We start from the raw sequence: 21,469 nt of genomic DNA, 5'->3' as shown, positions 1-21,469 counted from the left end.
CCCATTCCCCATTCCCCATTCCCCATTCCCTATTCCCCATTCCCAGCCATCACCCCCTCGATCTCCTCGGCGCTGCGCGCCAGGGCATCGGTGAGCACGCGGTGGCCGTCGTCGGTGATCAGCACGTCGTCCTCGGTGCGGATGCCGATGCCGCGCCACTTCGCGTCGACCTCCTTGTCGTCCGGCGCCACGTACAGGCCGGGTTCGATGGTGAACACCATGCCCGGCTCGAGCAGGCGCGATTCGCCGGCCAGGCGGTAGTCGCCGACGTCGTGCACGTCCAGGCCCAGCCAGTGCCCGGTCTTGTGCCGGTAGAAGCGCCGGTAGTCGCCGCTGGCCAGGTTCTGCTCCAGGCTGCCCTTGAGCAGGCCCAGCCGCAGCAGGCCCTCGGTCAGGGTCTGCACCGCGGCCAGGTGCCCCGCCTCGTAGGCCACGCCCGGGCGCGCCTGCGCCAGCGCGGCGGCGTGCGCGGCGCCGACCAGGTCGTGCAGCGCGCGCTGTTCGGCGCTGAAGCGGCCGTTGGCCGGGAACGTGCGGGTGATGTCGGCGGCATAGCCGCGGTACTCGGCACCGGCATCGACCAGCACCAGGTCGCCGTCGCGCAGGCGCGCGGCATTGGCGCGGTAGTGCAGCACGCAGGCGTTGTGGCCGCTGCCGACGATGCTGCCGTAGGCCGGCCAGGCGTCGCCGGCGCGGAATTCGCGCTCGATCTCGGCCTGCACCTGGTATTCGTGCACGCCGGGCCGCGCCAGCCGCATCGCCGCGCGGTGCCCGGCCACGCTCAGGTCGGCGGCCACCTGCATCAGCGCCACTTCGTCGCGCGACTTGAACAGGCGCTGCTCGTGCAGCAGGTGGCCCAGTTCCAGGAACTCGTGCGGCGGCTGCGCGCCGTGCCGCACCTGCTCGCGCACGCGCTTGACCCAGCCGATCAGCTTCAGGTCGAAATCGACGTCGCGGCCGAAGTGGTAGTACACCCGCGAGCGGCCTTCCAGCAGCCCGGGCAGGATCTCGTCGAGGTCCTCGATCGGATAGGCGTCGTCCATGCCGTAGCGCTCGACCGCGCCTTCCTGGCCGGCCCGCGGGCCGTCCCAGGCTTCGCGCTCGGGATCGCGTTCGCGGCAGAACAGCAGCGCCTCGCCGTGGCGGCGTCCGGGCACCAGCACCAGCACCGCGTCCGGCTCGGGAAAGCCGCACAGGTACCAGAAGTCCGAATCCTGCCGGTACGGGTAATGCGTGTCGTGGCTGCGCACCCGCTCGGGCGCGCTGGGCAGCACCAGGATGGCCTGCTCGCCGGCCATGTCCATCAACTGCCGGCGCCGGCGCGCGTACTCGCCGGCGGAAATCCCGGTGAGCCGTTTCATCAGTTCAGGCGCTGCCGGTGGCGCGGGCCGAGCACGCAGTCGCTGTGCAGCAGCAGCACCGCCACGCGCACGAACTCCTCGATCTCGGCCAGCGCGTCCTCGTCCTCGTCGCCGCTGTCGAAATCCTCGGCGCTGGCCTGGGCCAGCCGCGCCAGGTCCTGCAGCGCCTCCTGCCCTTCCTCGGACAGCGGCGGCGCGGCGCCGGCGGCCAGGCCGAAACCGCCAAGGAAGCCGCGGCACCAGTCGAACAGCGCATCGGCACGCTCGGGCAGCGCCGCGGCGGCATCGGCCAGCACCAGGTCGAAGCCGAAGTCGCGGTCGTTCAGTTGCGCGACCGTGGCCTCGCGCAGGCGGTCCAGCGCGTCGCCGGGGCGCGGCGCGGCGATGCCGGCGTCGGCCAGCACGGCGGCCGGCCATGCCGGCAGATCGGCGCCACCGCCGGCCAGCCAGCCGCACAGGGCGCCGTGCAGTTCGGCCGCCGACGCAGCCAGGCCAAGCGTCCGGCTGGCATCGGCGATCTGGTCGGCAGTGGGAAGTTCGGTCATGGAGCAAAGCCTGTCGGGCGCTGGCCGCCGGCCTGTCGAGGCCTGCGGCGGAATCGGGACTGCGCAGTGTAGCAATCGCGTGCGCGCCGCCGCTTGTGGAGGCTTCCGGCACGCGCCTACACTCCACCACCCATTCTTTGACAGAAGTCACTTTCCGCTATGCCATTGGAGCACATTGCTGCAGGAGCTGCGGAAGGGAGCGGCCTGGTCTTGTCCGGCGAGACGTTGCTGGCCGCGTGGCCGTTGGCCGTGGCCGCGCTGGCCGCGGGCGGACTGGTGGCGCTGTTCGCGCTGCGCTGTCGCCGGCACCTGCGTGGGCAGTTGCAGCGGCAGTTGCAGCTGCAGCAGCGCGACCAGCACCTGAAGCTGGCGCTGTGGGCCTCGGGCGAGCACTTCTGGGACTACGACCTGCAACAGCGCACGCTGCGGCTGATGCGCGCCGACGAGGCCACGCCGCACGCGCAGGACATCGGCCTGGTGATCCGCGAGAACGAGCCGCTGCGCATCCATCCCGACGACATGCAGCAGGCGCGGGAAGTGCTGCACCAACACCTGCAGGGCCTCACCGCGCTCTACACCGCCGAGTACCGGGTGGACCTGGCCGGCGACGGGATCTGGCACTGGGCGCGGGTGCGCGGGCGCGTGGTCGACTACGACGCCAGCGGCGCACCGCGCCGGCTCGCCGGCACCGCGCGCGACATCACCTCGCACCGCCAGGCCGACCTGGAGCGGCGCATCGCCGCCGAAGTGCTGCGCAGCATGGGCGAGGCGGTCGCCGTGCTCGACGAGGAGCGCCGCTTCATCTCGGTCAACCCGGCCTTCACCCGCATCACCGGCTACAGCGAGCGCGAAGTGCTGGGCCAGCCGATGGCGCTGATCGACCACGCGCCGGACACCCCGGCGGCGTCGGTGGCGGACCAGGGCCGGCACTGGCGCGGCGAGGCCTGGAAACGGCGCAAGGACGGCCAGGAGATCCTCTGCCACCTGCGCCGCAACACCGTGGTCGCTGCCGACGGCCGCCAGAGCTTCCAGGTGGTGGTGCTGGAGGACATCACCGAGCAGAAGCGCGCCGAGCAGGAACTGCGCTACCTCGCCAACTACGACACCCTGACCAGCCTGCCCAACCGCACGCTGCTGTCCGAGCGCCTGGCGCGCGCGATCGTGCGGGCACGGCGCCAGGCCGGCTCGGTCGCGGTGCTGTTCCTGGACCTGGACCGCTTCAAGGACATCAACGACTCGCTCGGCCACGCGGTCGGCGACCGCGTGCTGCGCGCCGTGGCCGAACGCCTGCAGCACGCGGTGGGACCGCAGCACACGGTGGCGCGCCTGGCCGGCGACGAGTTCACCGTGGTGGTCGAGGACATCGTCAGCCAGGGCGAGGCCGAAGCGGTGGCCGCACGCGTGCTGGCCGCCTTCGAGGCGCCGCTGCGGCTGGACGAACGCCGCGAGGTCGCGGTCTCCACCTCCATCGGCATTTCCCTGTTCCCGCAGCACGCGTTGCTGCCGAGCGAACTGCTCAAGCATGCCGACACCGCGATGTACCAGGCCAAGGCCGCCGGGCGCCGCAACGCGCAGGTGTACTCGGCGCGCATGGACGAGGCCACCCGCCACCGCGCCACCCTGGCCAGCACGCTGCGCAAGATCCCGCTGGACCAGGAACTGAAGCTGGTCTACCAGCCGCGCTACTCGCTGCGCGCGCAGCGGGTGGTCGGCGTGGAGGCGCTGCTGCGCTGGCACAGCGCCGATTTCGGACCGGTCTCGCCGAGCCAGTTCATCCCGCTGGCCGAGGAGACCGGGCTGATCCTGGAAATCGGCGAGTGGGTGCTGCGCCAGGCCTGCGGCGCGCTGCGCGACTGGCGGCGGATGGGCCTGACCGACCTGTGCATGTCGGTGAACGTCTCGGCGATCCAGCTCGAGCGCGGCAACCTGCCGGAACTGATGGCGGCGATCCTGGCCGAAACCGGCGTGCCGGCGGCCAACATCGAACTGGAACTGACCGAAAGCGTGGTGATGTCGCAGGTCGGCAAGAACGCCGAGCTGCTGCACGCCTGCCGCGAGCTGGGGCTGACCCTGGCCATCGACGACTTCGGCACCGGCTACTCGTCGCTGGCCTATCTGAAACGGCTGCCGATCAACACCCTGAAGATCGACCAGGAATTCATCGGCGACCTCACCCGCGACCCGGACGACGAGGCGATCACCAGCACCATCATCGCGATGGGCCATTCGCTGGCGCTGAAGGTGGTCGCCGAGGGGGTCGAGGATGCCGGGCAGCTGGCGTTCCTGCGCGAGCACGGCTGCGACGAGATCCAGGGCCACCTGGTGGCGCCGGCGCTGGAGCCGGACGCCTGCCTGCGCCTGCTGCAGCAACCGCTGCGGCTGCCTGCCTGAGCGCCAGCCATGGCGCCGCCGCGCGGCGGCTTGACCACCCCTCGGGCGCATGCCTATCGTGAGCGCCATGGACAGCCCTGATGCCCTCGCCGAGCTTCGCGCCCTTGCCGCACGCGTGGAAACGCTGGTCGAGCGCTGCCAGCGCCTGTCCGACGAGAACCGCAGCCTGCGCCAGCAACAGGAACACCTGATCGGCGAGCGCTCGCAGTTGCTGACCAAGAACGAACAGGCGCGCTCGCGCGTGGAAGCGATGATCGCCCGGTTGAAGTCCCTGGAGCAGCACACGTGAGCGAGCCGGTCAGCGTCCGCATCCTCGACCGCGAGTACACCGTCGGCGTCGAGGCCGATGAACGCGACGGCCTGCTCGCCGCCGCGCGCCTGCTCGACGCGAAGATGCGCGAGGTCCGCGGCAGCAACCGCATGGCCGCGGTGGATCGCGTGGCCGTCCTCGCCGCCTTGAACCTGGCGCACGAGCTGCAGCAACTGCGCGATGAACAGGCGCAGCGCGAGCGCGAGATGGCGCGCACGCTCGCCGATCTCAATCGCCGCCTGGACAGCGTGGTCGATACGGCGCGCTGATCCGCGCTTGGCGCTTCGATCATCAACGTGAATTGCAACGTACCGAAGCACCGACGAACGGACTAGCCAAGCGCGACGACGGCGCTATACTCCCCTTGCGTTCTCTGCTGTGAACGACAGCGTGTGCAAACATTCGCCTTGTCCCTTAATGACGACCACGGGGTGGCGACGGAATCGGGAGTGCAGGTCCGCCTCGTAGCGGGAAGCCCGATGATTCTCCAGCCATCCCACTTGAACCCCGGGTTCAAGGTCGTTTCGCACGCATCGTCACGGCGGAGAATGCAATTTTTCCTGGAACCGGCGCCGCAAGGCGCCGTTTCCTTTTGTGCGTCCGCCAATGGTGCGTCCGCCAACGCCAGCGTTGCCGACGCGCCGCAAGCGCCATGGGGCAAGACCTGGCGGCAACGCCGGCGGCACGACGGCCCGACCTGACGCGGCATACTCGGCAACGGACGACACGCTCTTGCGCCCCACCACGGAGATCCCGGATTGCCGACGCTCGCCCAGATCATCGACCGCTTCGACCCCGCTGCGGGGTTCGACGTCCCCGCCAGCTGGCGACAAGGCCGCACCGCCTTCGGCGGACTGTCCGCGGCGCTCGCCCTGCAGACCGCGCTGCGCACGGCGCCGTCCGCGTTGCCGCCGCTGAAGTCGGCGCACATCGGGTTCATCGGCCCGACCGACGCCACGCTGCGCTTCGATGCGCAGGTATTGCGCCAGGGCAAGTCCGCCACCTCGGTGGCGGTGGATTGCCTGGCCAACGGGCAGGTCGCGCTGCGCGCGGCGCTGCTCTTCGCGCAGCCGCGGCCCAGCCGCATCACCCACGACTTCCTGCCGGCGCGCCCGGCGGTGGGCGACCCCGACGACGCGCGGCCGATCGCCGACAGCGCTGCGACCCCGGCGTTCGTCGCCCACTTCGACATGCGCCTGGCCGGCGGCGCGCTGCCGCTGTCCGCCGCGGCCGATCCGGAGTTGCTGGTCTGGGCACGCCATCGCGACCCCGGCGGCGTGGACCCGAGCGTGGCCCTGGTCGCGCTGGGCGACTGCCTGCCGCCGGCCGCGATGACCTGCTTCACCGAACCGGCGCCGGTCAGTTCGATGACCTGGACCCTGGACTTCCCGCAACCGGCCAGCGCCGGCGACTGGTTCCTGCTGCGCTCGGCCAGCTGCCATGCCGAGGACGGCTACTCGCTGCAGGACATGCACATCTGGGACAGCGCGGGGCGGCTGGTGCTGTGGGGCCGGCAGACGGTGGCGCTCTACGCGTGATCGCCGCGGCGACGGCCGCGCCCAGGGCATGCCCTCGATCCCCCAGTAGTGTGCCGCGCCGGGATTGCATGTGCCTGTGGCGAGGAAGAGCGAGGACGTGGACGTGCGTCCACGGCCGCGCGACGACCCGGCCATGGGCGCGCGCGATCGCGGCCCTTCGGGTTGGGCCTGGCAGGCCCAACGCGGCGGACGTGGGGAGCGAGGACACGCCCTGGTCAGTGCGCGCGCCGGCGCCGACAATAGCGCCGTCCCTCGCCACGCCCGCCCGATGACTGCCGACGACCGCGACTCCCTGCGCCAACACCTGCGCGCGCGCCGCCGCGCGCTCCCCGCGCCGGTGCGCCTGGCCGCCGCCGATGCGCTGGCGCAGCGGTTGCTGCAACTGCCGTTCGCGCCGCAGCAGGGCCATGTCGGCGGCTACTGGGCGACGGACGGGGAGATCGCGCTGCATCGCTGGCAACTGTCGTTGCCGGACGCGGTGCAGTACTGCCTGCCGATGCTCAGCGGCGACACCCTGCGTTTCGCGCCGTGGCGCCCCGGACAGCCGCTGCGCGCCAACCGCTACGGCATCCCCGAACCCGATGTCGACCCGGCCACGGCCCTGGCGCCGGCGCAGATGGCGCTGGTGGTGGCGCCGCTGGTCGGCTTCGACGCCGCCGGCGGCCGCCTGGGCATGGGGGGCGGCTGGTATGATCGCAGCTTCGCTTTCCGCCAGCGGCAGGCCCCGCCGCCCTGGCTGGTCGGGGCCGCCTTCGACGCGCAGCAGGTCGCGGCCTTGCCGCTGGCGGCCTGGGACGTGGCGCTGGATGCGGTCTGCACCGAATCCCTCACCCTTTCGACCGCTGCCGATTTCCCCGCATGACCGCACGCACCCGCTACTGGTTGATGAAGTCCGAACCGGACGCCTTCTCGATCGACGACCTGCAACGGGTCGGTACTGAACCCTGGAACGGCGTGCGCAACTACCAGGCGCGCAACTTCATGCGCGACGGCATGAAGGTCGGCGACGGCATCCTGTTCTACCACTCCAACTGCAAGGTGCCGGGCATCGTCGGCGTGGCGCGCGTCGCCAGCCAGGCCTATCCCGACGCCACCCAGTTCGATGCGTCCTCCGACTATCACGACCCCAAGGCCACCCCGGAGCAGCCGCGCTGGTATCTGGTGGACGTGGCGTTCGAGCGCAAGCTGGCGCGCACCATCGCCCTGGACGAGATCAAGCAGCACGCCGACGCGCTGGGCGAAGGCTTCCCGCTGGTCGCCCGCGGCAATCGCCTGTCGGTGTTCCCGGTCAGCGCCGCGCAGTGGAAGCTGCTGCTGGCGCTCGAATAGCCGGGATTCGGGATTGGGGATTGGGGATTCGTTTCCCGTCCCACCCGTCCGCCGCTTCAACGCATCCCGCATCCCCAATTCCCAATCCCGAGCCCTTCCAATGTCAGACGCCAAACGCCTTGCCGCCGAGAAAGCCATCGAGTACGTCCAGGACGGAATGATCGTCGGCGTCGGCACCGGCTCCACCGTGGCCTACTTCATCGACGCGCTGGGCCGCATCGGCCACCGCATCAAGGGCGCGGTGTCCAGTTCCGAGCAGAGCACCGCGCGCCTGCGCCAGCACGGCATCGAGGTGCTGGAGCTGAACCACACCGGCACCCTGTCGCTGTACGTGGACGGCGCCGACGAGTGCGATCCGAACAAGTGCCTGATCAAGGGCGGCGGCGCCGCGCTGACCCGCGAGAAGATCATCGCCGAGGCCAGCGAGCGCTTCGTGTGCATCGTCGACCCGAGCAAGCAGGTGCAGACCCTGGGCAAGTTCCCGCTGCCGATCGAGGTGATCCCGATGGCGCGCAGCCTGGTCGCGCGCGAGATCCTGGCGCGCACCGGCGGCCAGCCGGTGTGGCGCGACGGGGTGATCACCGACAACGGCAACGTGGTGCTGGACGTGCATCACCTCTCGATCACCGACCCGGTGGCGCTGGAGCGCGAACTGAACCAGATCCCCGGCGTGGTCTGCGTCGGCCTGTTCGCGCGGCGCCCGGCCGACGTGGTGATCGTCGGTGGCGAGCCGCCGCGCGTCCTGTAGGACGCGCGGCGGGATTGGGGATTGGGGATTGGGGATTCGTAAAAGCCGAGATCCTTGCCTTTGCGAATCCCCAATCCCGAATCCCCGCTCTTGACGCCACGCGCACCATGCAACAAGGTGCGCGCTGTCCTCCCTGCCCCGGCCTCGCCATGTCCCTGATCCGCGCGCTCTGTGTCCTGCTCCTGCTCGCCCTCAGCGGTTGCGCCAGCGCTGGCGACCATTGGGTGGAACTGGGTGGGCACCGCTACCAGGTCGAGTTGGCGCAGAACGACGCCACCCGCGCGCGCGGGCTGATGTTCCGCGACCAGATGGAGGCCGACCACGGCATGCTGTTCATCCACGACCGCGAGGAACCGCAGGCGTACTGGATGAAGAACACCAAGATCCCGCTGGACATCCTGTACTTCGACAACCAGCGCAAGCTGGTGGCGCAGCAGCGCGACGTGCCGCCGTGCTCGGCCGGCGACGCCTGCCCGCCCTACCCGAGCAACGCGCCGGCGCGCTACGTGCTCGAACTCAACGCCGGCCAGGCCGAGCAGCTGAAGCTGCAGGACGGCACCGAACTGCGCTTCGGCCCCGGGATTCCGCAGGGCCGCTGATCGCCTGCCATGTCGGCCGGGGTCGGGAAAACGCCCCGCGACCACGGCGCTGAACCCGACACCGCTGTCGGGAACGACCGGACTTGATCGGACCCGGCTTTGCCGCCAGTCTTGGACCATGGCCGCCCGATTGACATTGCCGAGCTGGAATACCCTGGCCGCCCTGGACGACGATGCGCTGCCGCTGCTGGCGACCGCGCTGCTGATCGCCCGCGACGAGTATCCGGAACTCGATGCCGCCCATTACGACACCCTGGCGCAGAGCCACGCCGACCACCTGCGGCACGAGGTGGCGACGATCGGCCCCTGGCCGCTGAAGATGGCCGCGATCAACCGCCACCTGTTCGAAGAACTCGGCTACAGCGGCAACCACGACGAGTATTACGACCCGCGCAACAGCTACATGAACCAGGTGTTCGAGCGGCGCCTGGGCAATCCGATCTCGCTGGCGCTGGTGCAGATGGAAGTGGCGCGGCGCCTGGACATCCCGCTCGACGGCGTGTCCTTCCCCGGCCATTTCCTGGTGCGCCTGCCGGTGGACGACGGCCTGCTGGTGATGGACCCGTTCAACGGCGGGCGCCCGCTGGCGGTGGAAGAGCTGCGCGAACGCGCGCGGCCGCACATGGGCGGCGAAAGCCCGGACGACCGCGCCCTGCTACAGATCCTGGATCCGGCGCCGCACCGCGCGATCCTGACCCGGGTGCTGCGCAACCTGCACGGCGTCTATGCCGAACGCGACGAATGGGACCGCGCCGCGCGCAGCGCCGACCGCGTGCTCAAGCTGATGCCGGACCAGCCCGAGGCCCTGCGCGACCGCGGCATGGCCTACCTGCAGATGGACTACGTGCCCGGCGCGCGCCGCGACCTGGGCCGCTACCTGCAACTGAACCCCGAAGCCACCGACGCGCTGCCGATCCGCGAACGCCTGGTGGAACTGAGTGCGCGCGGGCAGCGGATGCATTGAGGCTGGGAATGGGGAGGGGGGAATCGGGAATGGGAAAAGCCCATGCCCTGAGGCTCTGAGGTTGCTGACCTGATCAAGCCTTCACTGGATAACCGACCGAACGGATCATTCGAACGTCGGCGGGCAGGCGGCAGCGCGCGACAACCGACCACGCAATCCGACGGCCCGGCATCGCAATGTCTGAAAACTCGTCTGCGGTGCGCAGCCTACAGGCACGGGAGTCGCTGTCCCATTCCCGATTCCCCCCTCCCCATTCCCAGCGCTCAATCCATCTCCACCATCTCGAAATCGTCCTTGGTCACGCCGCAATCCGGGCAGGTCCAGGTGTCGGGCACGTCTTCCCAGCGGGTGCCGGGGGCGATGCCTTCTTCCGGCAGGCCGTCGGCCTCGTTGTAGATGAACCCGCAGACGACGCACATCCAGGTGCGATAAGTGGTGGCGGTGGCGTCGCTCATTGGATAATCGCAGGTCACAGTCGAACGGAACGGCATTGTCCCATCGCCGTCGACGCATCGGAAGGCTTGGCCATGAACGCATCCCCGACGCCGCGCGGCGTGTACCTGATCACCCCCGACGAGGCCGATGGCGCGCGCCTGCTGGCACGGGTGGCGCCGCTGCTGGACCAGGGCGTGACCTGGCTGCAATACCGCAACAAGCGCGCCGACGCGGCGCAACGGCGCGACCAGGCCGCGGCGCTGCAGGCGCTGTGCGCACAGGCTGGGGTGCCGCTGATCGTCAACGACGACGTCGCACTGGCGCTGGCGGTGGGCGCGGCCGGCGTGCACCTGGGCGAGGACGACGGCGACCTGGCCGCCGCGCGCGCCGCGCTCGGGCCGCAGGCGTTGATCGGTGCCTCCTGTTACGACGAGCTGGCCCTGGCCCGCGGCGCTGCGGCGGCCGGCACCAGCTACGTCGCCTTCGGTGCGTTCTTCCCCAGCCGCAGCAAGGTCACCACGCGCCGCGCCACGCCCGCGCTGTTGCACGAGGCCGCGGCACTGGGCCTGCCGCGCGTGGCGATCGGCGGCCTCACCCCGGACAACGCTCGCCCGCTGGTCGCGGCCGGCGCCGACCTGCTGGCGGTGATCAGCGGCGTGTTCGATGCACCCGATCCACGCGCGGCGCTGGCCGCGTACCGCGCCTGCTTCGACTGAGGGGCGGGGAGGCGTGTCGAGTTGTAGTGGTCCGGAGGTGAGGATGGGGATGAAGGCACGGCCTCGTGCCCCCAAACATCGCGAGACGCTACGCGCCGTACCCTCACCCCAACCCCTCTCCCGATGGGAGAGGGGCTAGCGCCTTTCCTTCTCCCACCGGGAGAAGGTGCCCCGAAGGGGCGGATGAGGGTACGGGCGCAGCCTCGCGCCCCCAAACACCACGAGACGCTGCGCGCCGGCCCCTCACCCCAACCCCTCTCCCGGGGGGAGAGGGGCTAAGGCGCTCCCCTGCCCGCTCAGAAGTCGTAGCTCAGCGTCACCCGTGCCGAGCGCGGCGCCTGGTACGCCACCGCCTGGTTCCACAGCGGGTTGACTTCGCCCGGGTTCAACTCCGAGAACGGATAGACGTTGACCGCCGTCTGCCGGTTGGTGACGTTGAACACGTCCAGGCTCAACGCCAGCTTGCCGGCGGCGAACTTCGGCTTGTAGGTCACCCCCAGGTCGAGTTGCGCCACCCAACCCAGGGTGCCGTGCGACCCCGGCGGCGACGGCTCGCCGGTGCCGGTGCTGGGGTTGTAGCAGAAGTGGTAGGGGCCGCCGGTGACGCTGGGATTGGCGTAGCCGGCCGGATCGCGGTCGCCGGGATCGTAGTTGTCGCCGTAGTAGTAAGCCAGGCAGGGACGCGGCGCACCGGAGATCAGGCTCAGGTTGGCCGAGGTGCCCCACTCCTCGGTCAACTGGTAGAACCCGTAGGCCTTGAACTGGTGCCGGCGGTCGTTGGACTGGTTGCCGTTGAAGTGCTCCATCAGCGCCGCATGGTCCCAGCTCTGCGTGGTCGAGGTCGCCGCCTGGCCTTGATAGCTGCCCAGCGCACCGCCGGTACGCCACAGGTCCGAGCGCAACTGGCCCTCGGTGGTGCCGTAGCTGTGCGACCACACGTAGCTCATCTTGGTGTACCAGCGGCCGTCGAACGGACGCTCCAGGTTGAACTCCAGCGCCGAATAGCGGCGCTTGAATTCGGGGTAGCCGCCCTGCTCGCGGGTCACGGTCAAGGCGTGGATCTGGCCGTCCGTGCCGATCACCCGGTAGGTGTTGGTCTCGCCCGGATTGACCAGCGCCGCACTGGCGTTCTTGTTCCAGTCGATGTTCACGCCCGCCGCCGCGGCCGCGGCCAGCAGGCCGGCATTGGAGTTGTCGAGGTTGGTGTCGTCGATGCCGTCGTTGAGCCGGCGATGCACGCCGCGCACGCCGAGCACCCAGTCGTTGGGCAGCAGCTTGCTGAAGCCGAGGATGAGTTCGTCCTGGTTCTCGCCCTTGATGTCCTCGACGACCGCCGTGCGCACGTCGGCGAGCCGGCCGAAACGCGAGTTGGCCGAGACCGGTGGGGCCAGTTGCCTGGCCAGGATCGGCGTGCCGTCGGCATTGATGCCGCTGTAGGTGTAGTAGGTGCTGGTGGATACCGCCGGGGTGAACAGGCCGGCCGGCGACAACGGCAGGCCGAGGTAGTAGCGGCCGAGGTTGCCGTAGACCTTGAGGCTGGAATCGCCGTTGACGTCCCAACTGAAGCCCAGCCGCGGCGCCCACTGGTTCTTCAGCGCGATGTAGGCCTGGCCGAACGGGGTGTAGTTGGTGAAGCTGTCATTGCGCACGCCCAGCGAGAGCAGCAACCTGTCGGTGGCCTGCCAGTGGTCTTCGATGTAGTAGGCGGTCTGCTTGGCGTCGTAGGAATACAGGTTGGTGGCGATGTCCTTGGTGACGTAGTAGCCGGTGCGGCCGTAGGTGGGATCGGCCAGGCCGGGGCTGGGCACGCCGATGCTGCCGTCCTCGGCGACCGAGCCGCTGACCAGGCCGCCGCTGTTGCGCCCGAACGGATCCGGGGTGTAGCCGTAGGTCCAGCCATAGCCGGGGCCGGAACTGTACGAGCCGATGTTGATCGCCTCGCTCTTCTGGTTGTCGATGCCGACGTCGACGCTGTGTTCGCCGAGGCGCCAGTTGAGGTTCAGGCGCAGGTTGTCCTTCTTGTACTCGCGGTCCGGATCGGTGATCGAGCTGACCGTCTGCGCGTTGCTGATCGGGGTGCCGCCGGTGTAGGCCGGATTCTCGTTGGCGACGCCGTTGAGGAACGGGCCGTTGCCGGCGTCGTAGCCGATGGCGGTGAGTTTGTTGGGCAGTCGCTCCTTGCCGTACAACGCGGTCAGGGTCACGTTGTCGCCGAAGTAGCCGGTGTACTTGCCCAGGAACAGGGTCGGGCCGAACGTGTTCTTGGCTTCGCGGCCCTTGTAGCTGCCCACCTCGCGATCGACATAGTTGTAGCGGTAGATGCTGCCGTTGGTGCGCGCCTTGTCCTGCGCGCCGGTGAATTCCAGCAGGTGGTTGTCGCTGATCTGCCAGTCGATCTTGGCGTAGGCGCGGGTCTGCTTGTAGTCGTAGCGGGTCCACGGCGAACCGGAGATGCCGCCGGAGGTGACGCGCGCGTCGGCGACGCGGGTACCGCTGGAATCGACCTGTTCCAGGGCCAGGAAGAAGAACAGGCGGTCGCGGACCAGCGGGCCGCCGACATGCGCGCTGTAGGTGGTCTGGTCGGCACTGGTCTCGCTCAGCGGCTGGTAGTTGCCGGCGGTGTACTTGGCGTTGCCGGGATTCCAGTACACGCTGTCCCTGCGGAAATACAGGTCGCGCTGCCTGGCGCTGAGGCTGTCCGGCTGCCAGATCACCGCCGCGCCGAACTGCCAGTCGTTGCTGCCGCGCTTGCCGACCTGGCTGATCACGCCGCCGTTGGAGCGGCCGTACTGCGCGCCATAGCCGCCGGTGAAGATTTCCTGCTGGTCGATCGCGCCGTAGGGCAGGGTCAGCCCGCCCAGGCTGCTGGCCGGGTCGGTGGTGTTGAAGCCGTTGAGGTAGTAGGCGTTCTCGCTGGCCGCCGAGCCGCCGAAGCTGGCCAGCGAACCGCCGAGCGGGCCGTTGTCGTAGCCGCCGCTGTTGTTGACCACGCCCGGCGCCAGCAAGGCGATAGCCTCGGCGGTGCGGCCCAGCGGCAGCACCGCCAGTTGCTCGGCGGTGATCACGGTGCGGCTGTCGACGCTGGCGACGTCGATCCGGGCCACGTTGCCGGCCACCACGTTGACCGCGTCCAGCGTCTGCGCCGGGCCGCCGAAGCCGACCTCGGTGCCGGCGCCGACCACCAGGTTGATGTTGTCGCGCGTCTCCACCACCTTGCCGTCGCGCTTGAGCGTGACCGTGTAGGTGCCCAGCGGCAGGTTGCCCTGCGCATAGCGGCCGCGTTCGTCCACCTTCACCTCGCGGCTGAAGCCGCTGGTGTTGGTGATCAGCACACTGCTCTCGCCCGGCCCCGGCGGCACGCTGCCGACGATGCTGCCGGTGGTGGACTGCGCATGGACATGGCCGCCGGCAAGCGCCAGCGCGAGCGCCAAGGCGCTCCTGCGGATCGTACGATGCATGCTCTCTCCCGAAGACGAACATCGTTGGCACGCCAACGACACTGCAGGCGCACCGCCGGATGGCGATCCCCACGCCTGCGCTGGAACCTCCGCCCATCGCATGACCGATGCCGATCGGCAATCGGGTCATGCGCCCCTGGACGTTCCGATCCTAGGCAGCGGATCGCGGCGCGGCGCCGGCCGCGACGGGTAGGTACCCCCTGGCCGGGTAGGCGACATGGCGCATGTCGGCGGCAGCCGCGACAATAGACGGCCTCGCTCCGCGCCCGGCCGTCGGCCCGGCCAGCATCGCCAAGGATTCCCGCTCATGACCCATTCCCGCTCGCACACCCTGTTCAGCCAAGCGCAGTCGCTGATTCCCGGCGGCGTCAATTCGCCGGTGCGCGCCTTCAAGTCGGTCGGCGGCGAACCGTTCTTCGTGCAGCGCGCCGATGGTCCGTACCTGTACGACGTCGACGGCAACCGCTACATCGACTACGTCGGCTCGTGGGGGCCGATGATCGCCGGGCACAACCACCCGGCGGTGCGCGAGGCGGTGCAGCGCGCGATCGGCGACGGCCTGTCGTTCGGCGCGCCGTGCCCGGCCGAGGTGACGATGGCGCAGACCATCACCCGGCTGGTGCCGTCGTGCGAGATGGTGCGCATGGTCAACTCCGGAACCGAGGCCACGCTGTCGGCGGTGCGATTGGCCCGCGGCGCCACCGGGCGCAACCGCATCGTCAAGTTCGAAGGCTGCTACCACGGCCACGGCGACTCGTTCCTGGTCAAGGCCGGCAGCGGCATGTTGACCCTCGGCGTGCCGACCTCGCCGGGCGTGCCGGCAGGCCTGAGCGAACTCACCGCCACCCTGGCCTACAACGACGCCGAGGGCGCCACCGCGCTGTTCGAGCAGATCGGCCACGAGATCGCCGCGGTCATCATCGAACCGGTGGTCGGCAACGCCAACTGCATTCCGCCGCGCCCGGGCTATCTGCAGCACCTGCGCGACCTGTGCACGCGGTACGGCGCGCTGCTGATCTTCGACGAGGTGATGACCGGTTTCCGCGTCGCCCTGGGCGGCGCGCAGGCGCACTACGGGGTGACCCCGGACCTGACCACCTTCGGCAAGATCATCGGCGGCGGCATGCCGGTGGGCGCCTATGGCGGCCGCGCCGAGCTGATGCGGCAGGTGGCCCCGTCCGGGCCGATCTACCAGGCCGGCACGCTCAGCGGCAATCCGGTGGCGATGGCCGCGGGGCTGGCGATGCTGGAGCTGATCCAGGCGCCGGGCTTCCACCAACGCCTGGACGCGGCCACCGCGCAGTTGTGCGCCGGCCTGGAAGCCGCGGCGGCGGCGGCCGGCGTGGCGGTCACCACCAACCAGGTCGGGGCGATGTTCGGGCTGTTCTTCACCAGCGAGAAGGTGGAGACCTACGCCCAGGCCACCGCCTGCGACACCGCCGCGTTCAACCGCTTCTTCCACGCGATGCTGGCGCGCGGCGTGTTCCTGGCACCCTCGGCGTACGAGGCCGGTTTCGTGTCCAGCGCCCACGACGACGCGGTGCTGGACGCCACCCTGGCCGCGGCGCGCGAGGCGTTCGCGGTGGTCGCCGCCGGCTGAGTCCACGGCGGGCCGCGGTGCGCGGCTTTGCTTTTGTGGCGGCGGTGGCATAAGTTCAGCAGACAACGCCAGCGGACGGCATCAGGGTGGGGACCCGTGGAACCTACGCGGCGAAGACCGTTCCGCGCTCCGCGCGGCGCGGTAGCGCGCGTCCGGTTCCGTCCCGTTACCCGAACCGCCGGAGGGCGCAAGGGCGACCGTTACAGACGACACCGCTGGCGACATGCTCAAGCCTGTCACGCTGTTGAACCCGCGTCTCCCCGCATCCCCGCACGACGGCGGCCCTGCCGTGCCCGATTGGGTGCTGGCCGACAAGCTCGCGCCGCCGCGCGCACGCGTGGCCACGGTGCCGCGCGAGGCCTTGCTGCAGCACCTGGACCGCGCCGCCGAGCTGCCGTTGACCGTGTTGCTGGCGCCGCCCGGATTCGGCAAGACCACCCTGCTCGGGCAATGGCACCACCGCCTGCGCGAGCGCGGCGAGGCCGCGGTGGCGTGGCTGTCGCTGGACGAGGACGATGCCGATCCCGGGCGCTTCCTCGCCTACCTGGCGCTGGCCGCGCGCGAGGCCGGGGTCGAACTCGGCGCGCCGCTGCAGGCCGCGCTGCAGCAGCAGGGCCAGGACCTGGACGTGGCCGCCACCGTGCCGAGCCTGATCCGCGCGATCCGCGCGGCGCCGCGGCGCCTGCGGGTCATCCTCGACGACTACGACCGCAGCCAGGCCGGCGCGCTCGACGAGGTGGTGACGCGGCTGGTCGAACATGGCGGCGGCCACTTGCACCTGCTGCTGGCGACGCGGCGCGCGCCGGCGCTGCCGCTGGCGCGTTGGGCGCTGCAGGGCCAGCTGGAACGCATCGGCGCGCGCGAACTGGCGCTGGACGAGGCGGAGACGGCGGCGCTGCTGGGACCGCAGGTCCCGGTGGCGATGGCCTGCCAGTTGCGCCGCCAGACCGAGGGCTGGGCAGTCGCGCTGCAGTTGGCCGGGCTGTGGCTGGGCGGCGACGAGCACCGCCGCGACGACCTGGGCCGTTTTTCGGGACGCACCGCCGAGCTGGCGGCGTACCTGGCCGAGCAGGTGCTCAACGATCTGGATCCGGCATTGCGCGCGCTGTTGCTGCAGCTCTCGCCGCTGGAACGGTTCAATGCCGCGCTCGCCGACGCGGTGCGCGAGCGCGACGACAGCGGCCGCCAGCTGGAACGGCTGGCGCACTTCCAGGGCCTGCTGGTGGCGCTGGACGGCGAGCACGAATGGTTCCGCTTCCATCCGCTGTTCGCCGACTACCTGTCCCAGCAACTGGAGCGCGAGACGCCCGGGCTGGCGCCACAGCTGCACCGGCGCGCCGCGCAATGGTTCGACGCGCACGGGCAGTTGCCCGAGGCGGTGCGCCACGCGGTACGCGGCGGCGCCATCGACAGCGCCGCCGACTGCATCGCCCGCGCCGGCACCTGGCAGTTGCTGTTGCGCCACGGCACCGCGCCGGTGCGCGCGCTGCTGCGCCGCTTCCCGCGCCAGAGCATCGGCGAGCGGCCGGCGCTGGCCCTGACCCAGGCCTACCTGCACATGAAGCTGGGCGAGTTCGCGCACGCGCAGACCCTGCTGGAACGGTTCCGCGATTTCCCCGAGCAGGCACGCGCGCCGTTCGAGCGCGACTACACCGTGGTGGTGGCGTTGCTGCGCGATCTGCTCGACCAGGTCTGCGCCAACCGGCGCGGAGTGGCGCAGATCGCTGCACAGGCCGCCGCGCTGGACGAGGACGACAACCTGGGCCGCGGCACCCTGTGGTGCATCTGCGCCACCACCGCGCTGGGCCGCGCCGATTTCGCCGGCGCCGAACGCTATGCGCAACTGGCCGGCACCGCGATGCAAGCCAGCGGCAGCGAGGTCGGGGCCAGCTATGCGCTGACCCACCTGGCGCAGAGCCACTTCTACCGCGGCCAGTTGGACCGGGCCGAGGCCACCTGCCGCCAGGCGCTGGCCATCGCCCAGCGTCAGCAGCAGCTCGACCCCACCCTGCAGGCGGTCGGCCAGTGCCTGCTGGCGCAGCTGCAATGCGAACACGGCCGCTACGACGCGGCCGCGGACTGCCTGCAGCCGGCGCTGGAGTTCCTCGAGCAGCACGACGGCTGGCTGGACGTGTACGCCGCCGGCTACGAGACCGCGCTGGTGCTGGCGCGGCAGCACGACCGCAGCGGCCGCGCCGCACTGGACCTGCTCGACCACATCGACCGGATCGCGCACGCCCGGCACCTGGGCCGGCTCGCCGACCTGGCGCTGGCCTGGCGACTGCACGTACTGCTCGACCAGCCGCCGTCGCCGGCGATCGACCTGCTGATCGCGCGCGCCAGCGGCGAGGCGCGCTTCACCCACGCCCTGGCGCAACCGCAGGACTGGCGCTTCCTCACCGCGCTGGGGTTTGCCCTGGCCCGCTGGCATCGCCTGGGCGGCCGCACCCGCGCCGCGCTGGCGGTGCTGCAGGGCGTGGAAGCGCGCTGCGTGGCCGCCGACAATCAGACGCATCTGGCCCGCGCCCGCGCGCGCATCGCGCTGGTGCTGCACGACCGCGGCGAGTCCGACGCCGCCCTGCCCTACCTGCGCCACACGCTGCAGCACGTGGCCAGCACCCAGGCCTGGCAGTGCCTGCTGGAACTGGGCGTGCCGGGCAAAGCGCTGCTGCGCATGGCGCGCCAGCAGGACCCGCAGGCGGCGCCCAACACCACGCTGGCGATGACCATCCAGGCCTTGCTCGACAAACTGCGCCACGACCAGGACAACGGCGCCGAGCTGTTCAGCGAACGCGAACTGGAAGTGCTGGCGCTGCTGGCGCAGGGCGCCGCGAACAAGCAGATCGCGCGGCGCCTGGCGCTATCGGAGAACACGGTCAAGTTCCACCTGAAGAACCTGTACCGCAAGCTGGAAGCCGGCAACCGCGAGGCCGCCCTGGCCAGTGCGCTGCAACGCGGGCTGCTGCAGCGCGCGGCGCCGCCGGAGCGCGCAGCGGACTGAGCGCGGCGGCGCACGCATCGCGCACCGCCAGGATCCTGCGGGAACGCGCTCGACCGCTCCCGCGGCATCGGCCTGCGCGCGAAACGCCGCAGCGCGATGACTGCGGTCGCGACCTGCGCGCGTGGCGCCTCAGCCGAACACGAACTTGCCCTTCATCATCGTCCAGTGCCCCGGGAACGAGCAGAAGAAGGTGTAGTCGCCGCCCTTGGCGAGCTTGGCGGTGGAGAAGGTGATCGTGTCCGACTGCCCGGCGCCGATCACCTTGGTGTGCGCGATGACCCGCGCATCGTTCTTGGGCAGGTAGCTGTCGGCCAGGCTGCTACTGACGCCGGCATTGGCCACGGCCTGGAAATCGGCGGTCTTGGTCAGCACCCAGTTGTGGCCCATCACCGCCGCGGCGAGCTTGCCGCTGTGCTTGAGCGTCAGCGCCACCTCGGTGCAGTCGGCGGCGACCTTGATCTGGGCCTGGTCGAAGGACATCTGGTCGGTGCCGGTGATGGTCACCGCGCAGGTCTTGGCCCAGGCCGCCGGCACGAACGCGAGCGCGGCGAGGACCAGCAAAGGGGACAGCGAGGTTGCTTTCAAGAAAGGCTCCTTGACGATGGGAACGGCGCAGCGACGTCGAGTGCGCCGCCACGCGCTGCGCGTGCAGCGGCAGCGCCACGACTGTCTGCCTTCGCGCGAACGCTTGTCAACGGCAGGCGCACGCGCGTCGCGGCATGCAGCGCACGCGCAGCGGTTAGGCGTTGCGGAAGAATCCATGCAGCGGATCGTGCGACGCCAGCGGCGCCGGCACCGGCAGCGGCCCGCGCTTGCCCGCGGCCACCTGCGCGAACGCCTGCTTGAACCGCGCCATCTCCGCCGCGGTGCCGACGGTGATGCGCGAGCGCTCCGGCCACAGCGTCCAACTGCGGCCGACGAACACGCCATAGGTCGCCATCGCATCCATGAACTCCTTCGCCGGGCGCTTCACGTCGACCATGAAGCAGTTGCTCTCCGAGGCGGTGCAGGCGTATCCCTGCGTGTCGAGCCAGCGCACCACGTCGCTGCGGATGGCGCTGTTGAGCGCGCGCCGCTGCGGCACCAGCGCCGGATCGCGCAGGCTGGCCAGGCCCGCGGCGACCGCGGTCACCGGCAGGCTGTTGATGCTGTAGAACTGGAGCTTGGCCAGCAGCTCGGGTCGCGCCACCGCGTAGCCCAGGCGGATGCCGGCCATGCCATAGAGTTTGGAGAAGGTGCGCAGCACGATCACGTCGTCGCCGGCGGCGACGCGATCGACCATGCTGCTGGCGCTGTCGGAGAAATGCAGGTACGCCTCGTCGACCACCAGCACGCTGCCCTTGGGCTTGTGCGCCAGCGCGTACTCCAGGTCCTTGCGCGGGGTCACCGAGCCGGTGGGATTGTTCGGATTGCAGATGTAGATCACCCCGGCCTGGGCGTCGGCGGCGCACATCGCCTGCACATCGTGCGCGTCGTCCTTGCGCAGCGGCACCTTGATCACCTTGGCGCCGTTGCGCGCGGCGGCGCGCCAGCCGGATTCGTAGGTGGGATCGGCGGTGACCAGCGAGGCGCCGGGCGAAGTGAACGCCAGCATGGCGTAGTCCAGCGGCTCGGTGGAGCCGGCGTAGGCCATCAGGTGGTCCAAGCCCACGCCGAGCTGGGTGGCGAGGGTCTGCAGCAACTCGAGCTGCAGTTCGCCGAGGTAGCGGCCGCCGCTGGACGCGATCGCGGCGATCGCGCGCTGCGCCGCCGGCGAGGGACCACCGGGATATTCGTTGGCGTTGATCAGCACCGGCGCCAGCGCGGTGCCGGCCGCCTGCGCCGCGGCGGGGGCGGCCTGCGCCAGCCACGGCGTGCCGAGGCCGGCTGCGGCGACCAGCGCCGATTGCTGGAGGAACCTGCGGCGCGAAGGCGACGACTGCTGCATGCGGGACTCCTGGCAAGAACGTGGCGAAGGAATTACGGACGCACCGCGACCACTTCGATCTCGATGCGATACAGCGGATTGCCCAACGCGGCGATCTGGAACGCCGAGCGCGCCGGCAGGTTGGGCTGCTCGGGCGTGCCGAAGAACTGCCGGTAGCCCTCCATGAAGCCGGCGAAATCCATCTTCCCGCCCAGCGCCGGGTCGCCGACCAGGAACGCCTGCATCTTGACCACGTCGCGCATGCCCAGGCCCATGCCTTCCAGCTGCGCCTTGATCTGCGACAGCACGCTGACCGTCTGTGCCTTGGTGTCGCCGTAGGTGGCGGGCGTGTCCTTCGGCGCATTCGGATCGAGCGGCCGCGGCACTGCGCCGCTCAGATAGACCGTGGTCTTGCCGGCCGGGACCTCCACCGCCGCGGAGATCGGGAAATCGCTGTTGGGAATCTTGTGCCGCACGATCTCGGCGGCGCCGGCCAGCGCGGGCAGCCACAGCGCGGCGCACAGGCCGGCACGGAGCGAACGGGAAACGACACGATGACGCATGCGGA

Annotated in this window: 19 protein-coding genes and 1 other RNA gene; 13 read left to right on the top strand and 7 right to left on the bottom strand. The window is 70.5% G+C overall.

The features are described 5' to 3' along the window. Positions 1 to 29 precede the first annotated feature (29 nt). Together NKJ47_RS05720 and NKJ47_RS05715 are read right to left on the bottom strand one after the other, a co-directional pair. Complete coding sequence (locus tag NKJ47_RS05720) at positions 30 to 1,361, bottom strand: aminopeptidase P N-terminal domain-containing protein (protein WP_254460544.1); 1,332 nt, start codon at positions 1,359 to 1,361, stop codon at positions 30 to 32. After that, entirely contained in the window at positions 1,361 to 1,906 is a 546-nt protein-coding gene (locus tag NKJ47_RS05715) for a UPF0149 family protein (protein WP_254460543.1), read from the bottom strand. Before NKJ47_RS05715 ends, NKJ47_RS05720 begins: the two co-directional genes overlap by 1 nt. A gap of 210 nt (positions 1,907 to 2,116) precedes the next feature. Here NKJ47_RS05715 and NKJ47_RS05710 point away from each other — a divergent pair, with 210 nt between their 5' ends. The 10 genes from NKJ47_RS05710 (at position 2,117) to NKJ47_RS05665 (ending at position 9,785) form a co-directional block, all read left to right on the top strand. After that, entirely contained in the window at positions 2,117 to 4,297 is a 2,181-nt protein-coding gene (locus NKJ47_RS05710) for a putative bifunctional diguanylate cyclase/phosphodiesterase (RefSeq protein WP_254460542.1), read from the top strand. A 67-nt stretch (positions 4,298 to 4,364) separates the two neighbouring features. Beyond that, positions 4,365 to 4,586, top strand: a complete 222-nt coding sequence (locus NKJ47_RS05705; RefSeq protein WP_017910437.1) for a TIGR02449 family protein — start codon at positions 4,365 to 4,367, stop codon at positions 4,584 to 4,586. After that, the gene (locus tag NKJ47_RS05700) at positions 4,583 to 4,876 is read left to right on the top strand and encodes a cell division protein ZapA (protein WP_254460541.1); all 294 of its coding nucleotides are present in this window, start codon (positions 4,583 to 4,585) and stop codon (positions 4,874 to 4,876) included. Before NKJ47_RS05705 ends, NKJ47_RS05700 begins: the two co-directional genes overlap by 4 nt. A 98-nt stretch (positions 4,877 to 4,974) precedes the next feature. Beyond that, a non-coding RNA gene (gene ssrS / locus NKJ47_RS05695) (6S RNA) lies at positions 4,975 to 5,159 on the top strand. Between the two features lie 206 nt (positions 5,160 to 5,365). Next, entirely contained in the window at positions 5,366 to 6,145 is a 780-nt protein-coding gene (locus NKJ47_RS05690) for an acyl-CoA thioesterase (RefSeq protein ID WP_254460540.1), read from the top strand. A gap of 268 nt (positions 6,146 to 6,413) precedes the next feature. After that, entirely contained in the window at positions 6,414 to 7,007 is a 594-nt protein-coding gene (locus tag NKJ47_RS05685; RefSeq protein ID WP_254460539.1) for a 5-formyltetrahydrofolate cyclo-ligase, read from the top strand. After that, positions 7,004 to 7,474: an EVE domain-containing protein gene (locus NKJ47_RS05680; protein WP_254460538.1), complete on the top strand. Its 471-nt coding sequence runs from the start codon at positions 7,004 to 7,006 to the stop codon at positions 7,472 to 7,474. The genes NKJ47_RS05685 and NKJ47_RS05680 overlap by 4 nt, the downstream gene beginning before the upstream one ends. A 100-nt stretch (positions 7,475 to 7,574) precedes the next feature. Further along, the gene (gene rpiA, locus NKJ47_RS05675; RefSeq protein ID WP_254460537.1) at positions 7,575 to 8,222 is read left to right on the top strand and encodes a ribose-5-phosphate isomerase RpiA; all 648 of its coding nucleotides are present in this window, start codon (positions 7,575 to 7,577) and stop codon (positions 8,220 to 8,222) included. A gap of 149 nt (positions 8,223 to 8,371) precedes the next feature. After that, a complete protein-coding gene (locus NKJ47_RS05670) occupies positions 8,372 to 8,821 on the top strand; it encodes a DUF192 domain-containing protein (protein ID WP_254460536.1) in 450 nt (149 codons plus the stop codon). A 49-nt stretch (positions 8,822 to 8,870) separates the two neighbouring features. Further along, on the top strand, positions 8,871 to 9,785 hold the full coding sequence (locus NKJ47_RS05665; protein ID WP_429002522.1) for a SirB1 family protein: 915 nt from the start codon (positions 8,871 to 8,873) through the stop codon (positions 9,783 to 9,785). Positions 9,786 to 10,048: 263 nt separating this feature from the next. On the opposite strand, the gene NKJ47_RS05660 is transcribed toward NKJ47_RS05665, so the two are convergent. Then, complete coding sequence (locus tag NKJ47_RS05660) at positions 10,049 to 10,240, bottom strand: rubredoxin (RefSeq protein WP_160965338.1); 192 nt, start codon at positions 10,238 to 10,240, stop codon at positions 10,049 to 10,051. A gap of 72 nt (positions 10,241 to 10,312) precedes the next feature. On the opposite strand from NKJ47_RS05660, the gene thiE reads away from it, so the two are divergent. After that, positions 10,313 to 10,936, top strand: a complete 624-nt coding sequence (gene thiE / locus NKJ47_RS05655; protein WP_254460534.1) for a thiamine phosphate synthase — start codon at positions 10,313 to 10,315, stop codon at positions 10,934 to 10,936. 296 nt (positions 10,937 to 11,232) lie between these two features. On the opposite strand, the gene NKJ47_RS05650 is transcribed toward thiE, so the two are convergent. Then, positions 11,233 to 14,394 (bottom strand): TonB-dependent receptor, encoded by a 3,162-nt coding sequence (locus tag NKJ47_RS05650; protein WP_254460533.1) that lies wholly within the window; start codon positions 14,392 to 14,394, stop codon positions 11,233 to 11,235. Positions 14,395 to 14,701: 307 nt separating this feature from the next. Between NKJ47_RS05650 and hemL the strand changes: the two genes are divergently transcribed. Next, positions 14,702 to 15,994, top strand: coding sequence for a glutamate-1-semialdehyde 2,1-aminomutase (gene hemL, locus NKJ47_RS05645; RefSeq protein WP_254460532.1), 1,293 nt, complete (start codon positions 14,702 to 14,704; stop codon positions 15,992 to 15,994). A gap of 223 nt (positions 15,995 to 16,217) precedes the next feature. Continuing rightward, positions 16,218 to 18,995, top strand: a complete 2,778-nt coding sequence (locus NKJ47_RS05640; protein ID WP_254460531.1) for a LuxR C-terminal-related transcriptional regulator — start codon at positions 16,218 to 16,220, stop codon at positions 18,993 to 18,995. A 129-nt stretch (positions 18,996 to 19,124) separates the two neighbouring features. On the opposite strand, the gene azu is transcribed toward NKJ47_RS05640, so the two are convergent. The 3 genes from azu to NKJ47_RS05625 form a co-directional block, all read right to left on the bottom strand. Then, positions 19,125 to 19,565: an azurin gene (gene azu / locus NKJ47_RS05635; protein WP_429002521.1), complete on the bottom strand. Its 441-nt coding sequence runs from the start codon at positions 19,563 to 19,565 to the stop codon at positions 19,125 to 19,127. Positions 19,566 to 19,734: 169 nt separating this feature from the next. Beyond that, positions 19,735 to 20,922 carry a pyridoxal phosphate-dependent aminotransferase gene (locus tag NKJ47_RS05630; protein ID WP_254460530.1) on the bottom strand — a complete coding sequence of 396 codons (1,188 nt, stop codon included), beginning with the start codon at positions 20,920 to 20,922 and terminating at the stop codon, positions 19,735 to 19,737. A 32-nt stretch (positions 20,923 to 20,954) separates the two neighbouring features. Then, complete coding sequence (locus NKJ47_RS05625) at positions 20,955 to 21,464, bottom strand: RidA family protein (RefSeq protein ID WP_254460529.1); 510 nt, start codon at positions 21,462 to 21,464, stop codon at positions 20,955 to 20,957. Between the last annotated feature and the right edge of the window lie 5 nt (positions 21,465 to 21,469).

It is taken from the genome of Xanthomonas sacchari (assembly GCF_024266585.1).
Lineage (GTDB): Bacteria > Pseudomonadota > Gammaproteobacteria > Xanthomonadales > Xanthomonadaceae > Xanthomonas_A > Xanthomonas_A sacchari_C.
This window is presented reverse-complemented; position numbering and strand designations above follow the sequence as displayed.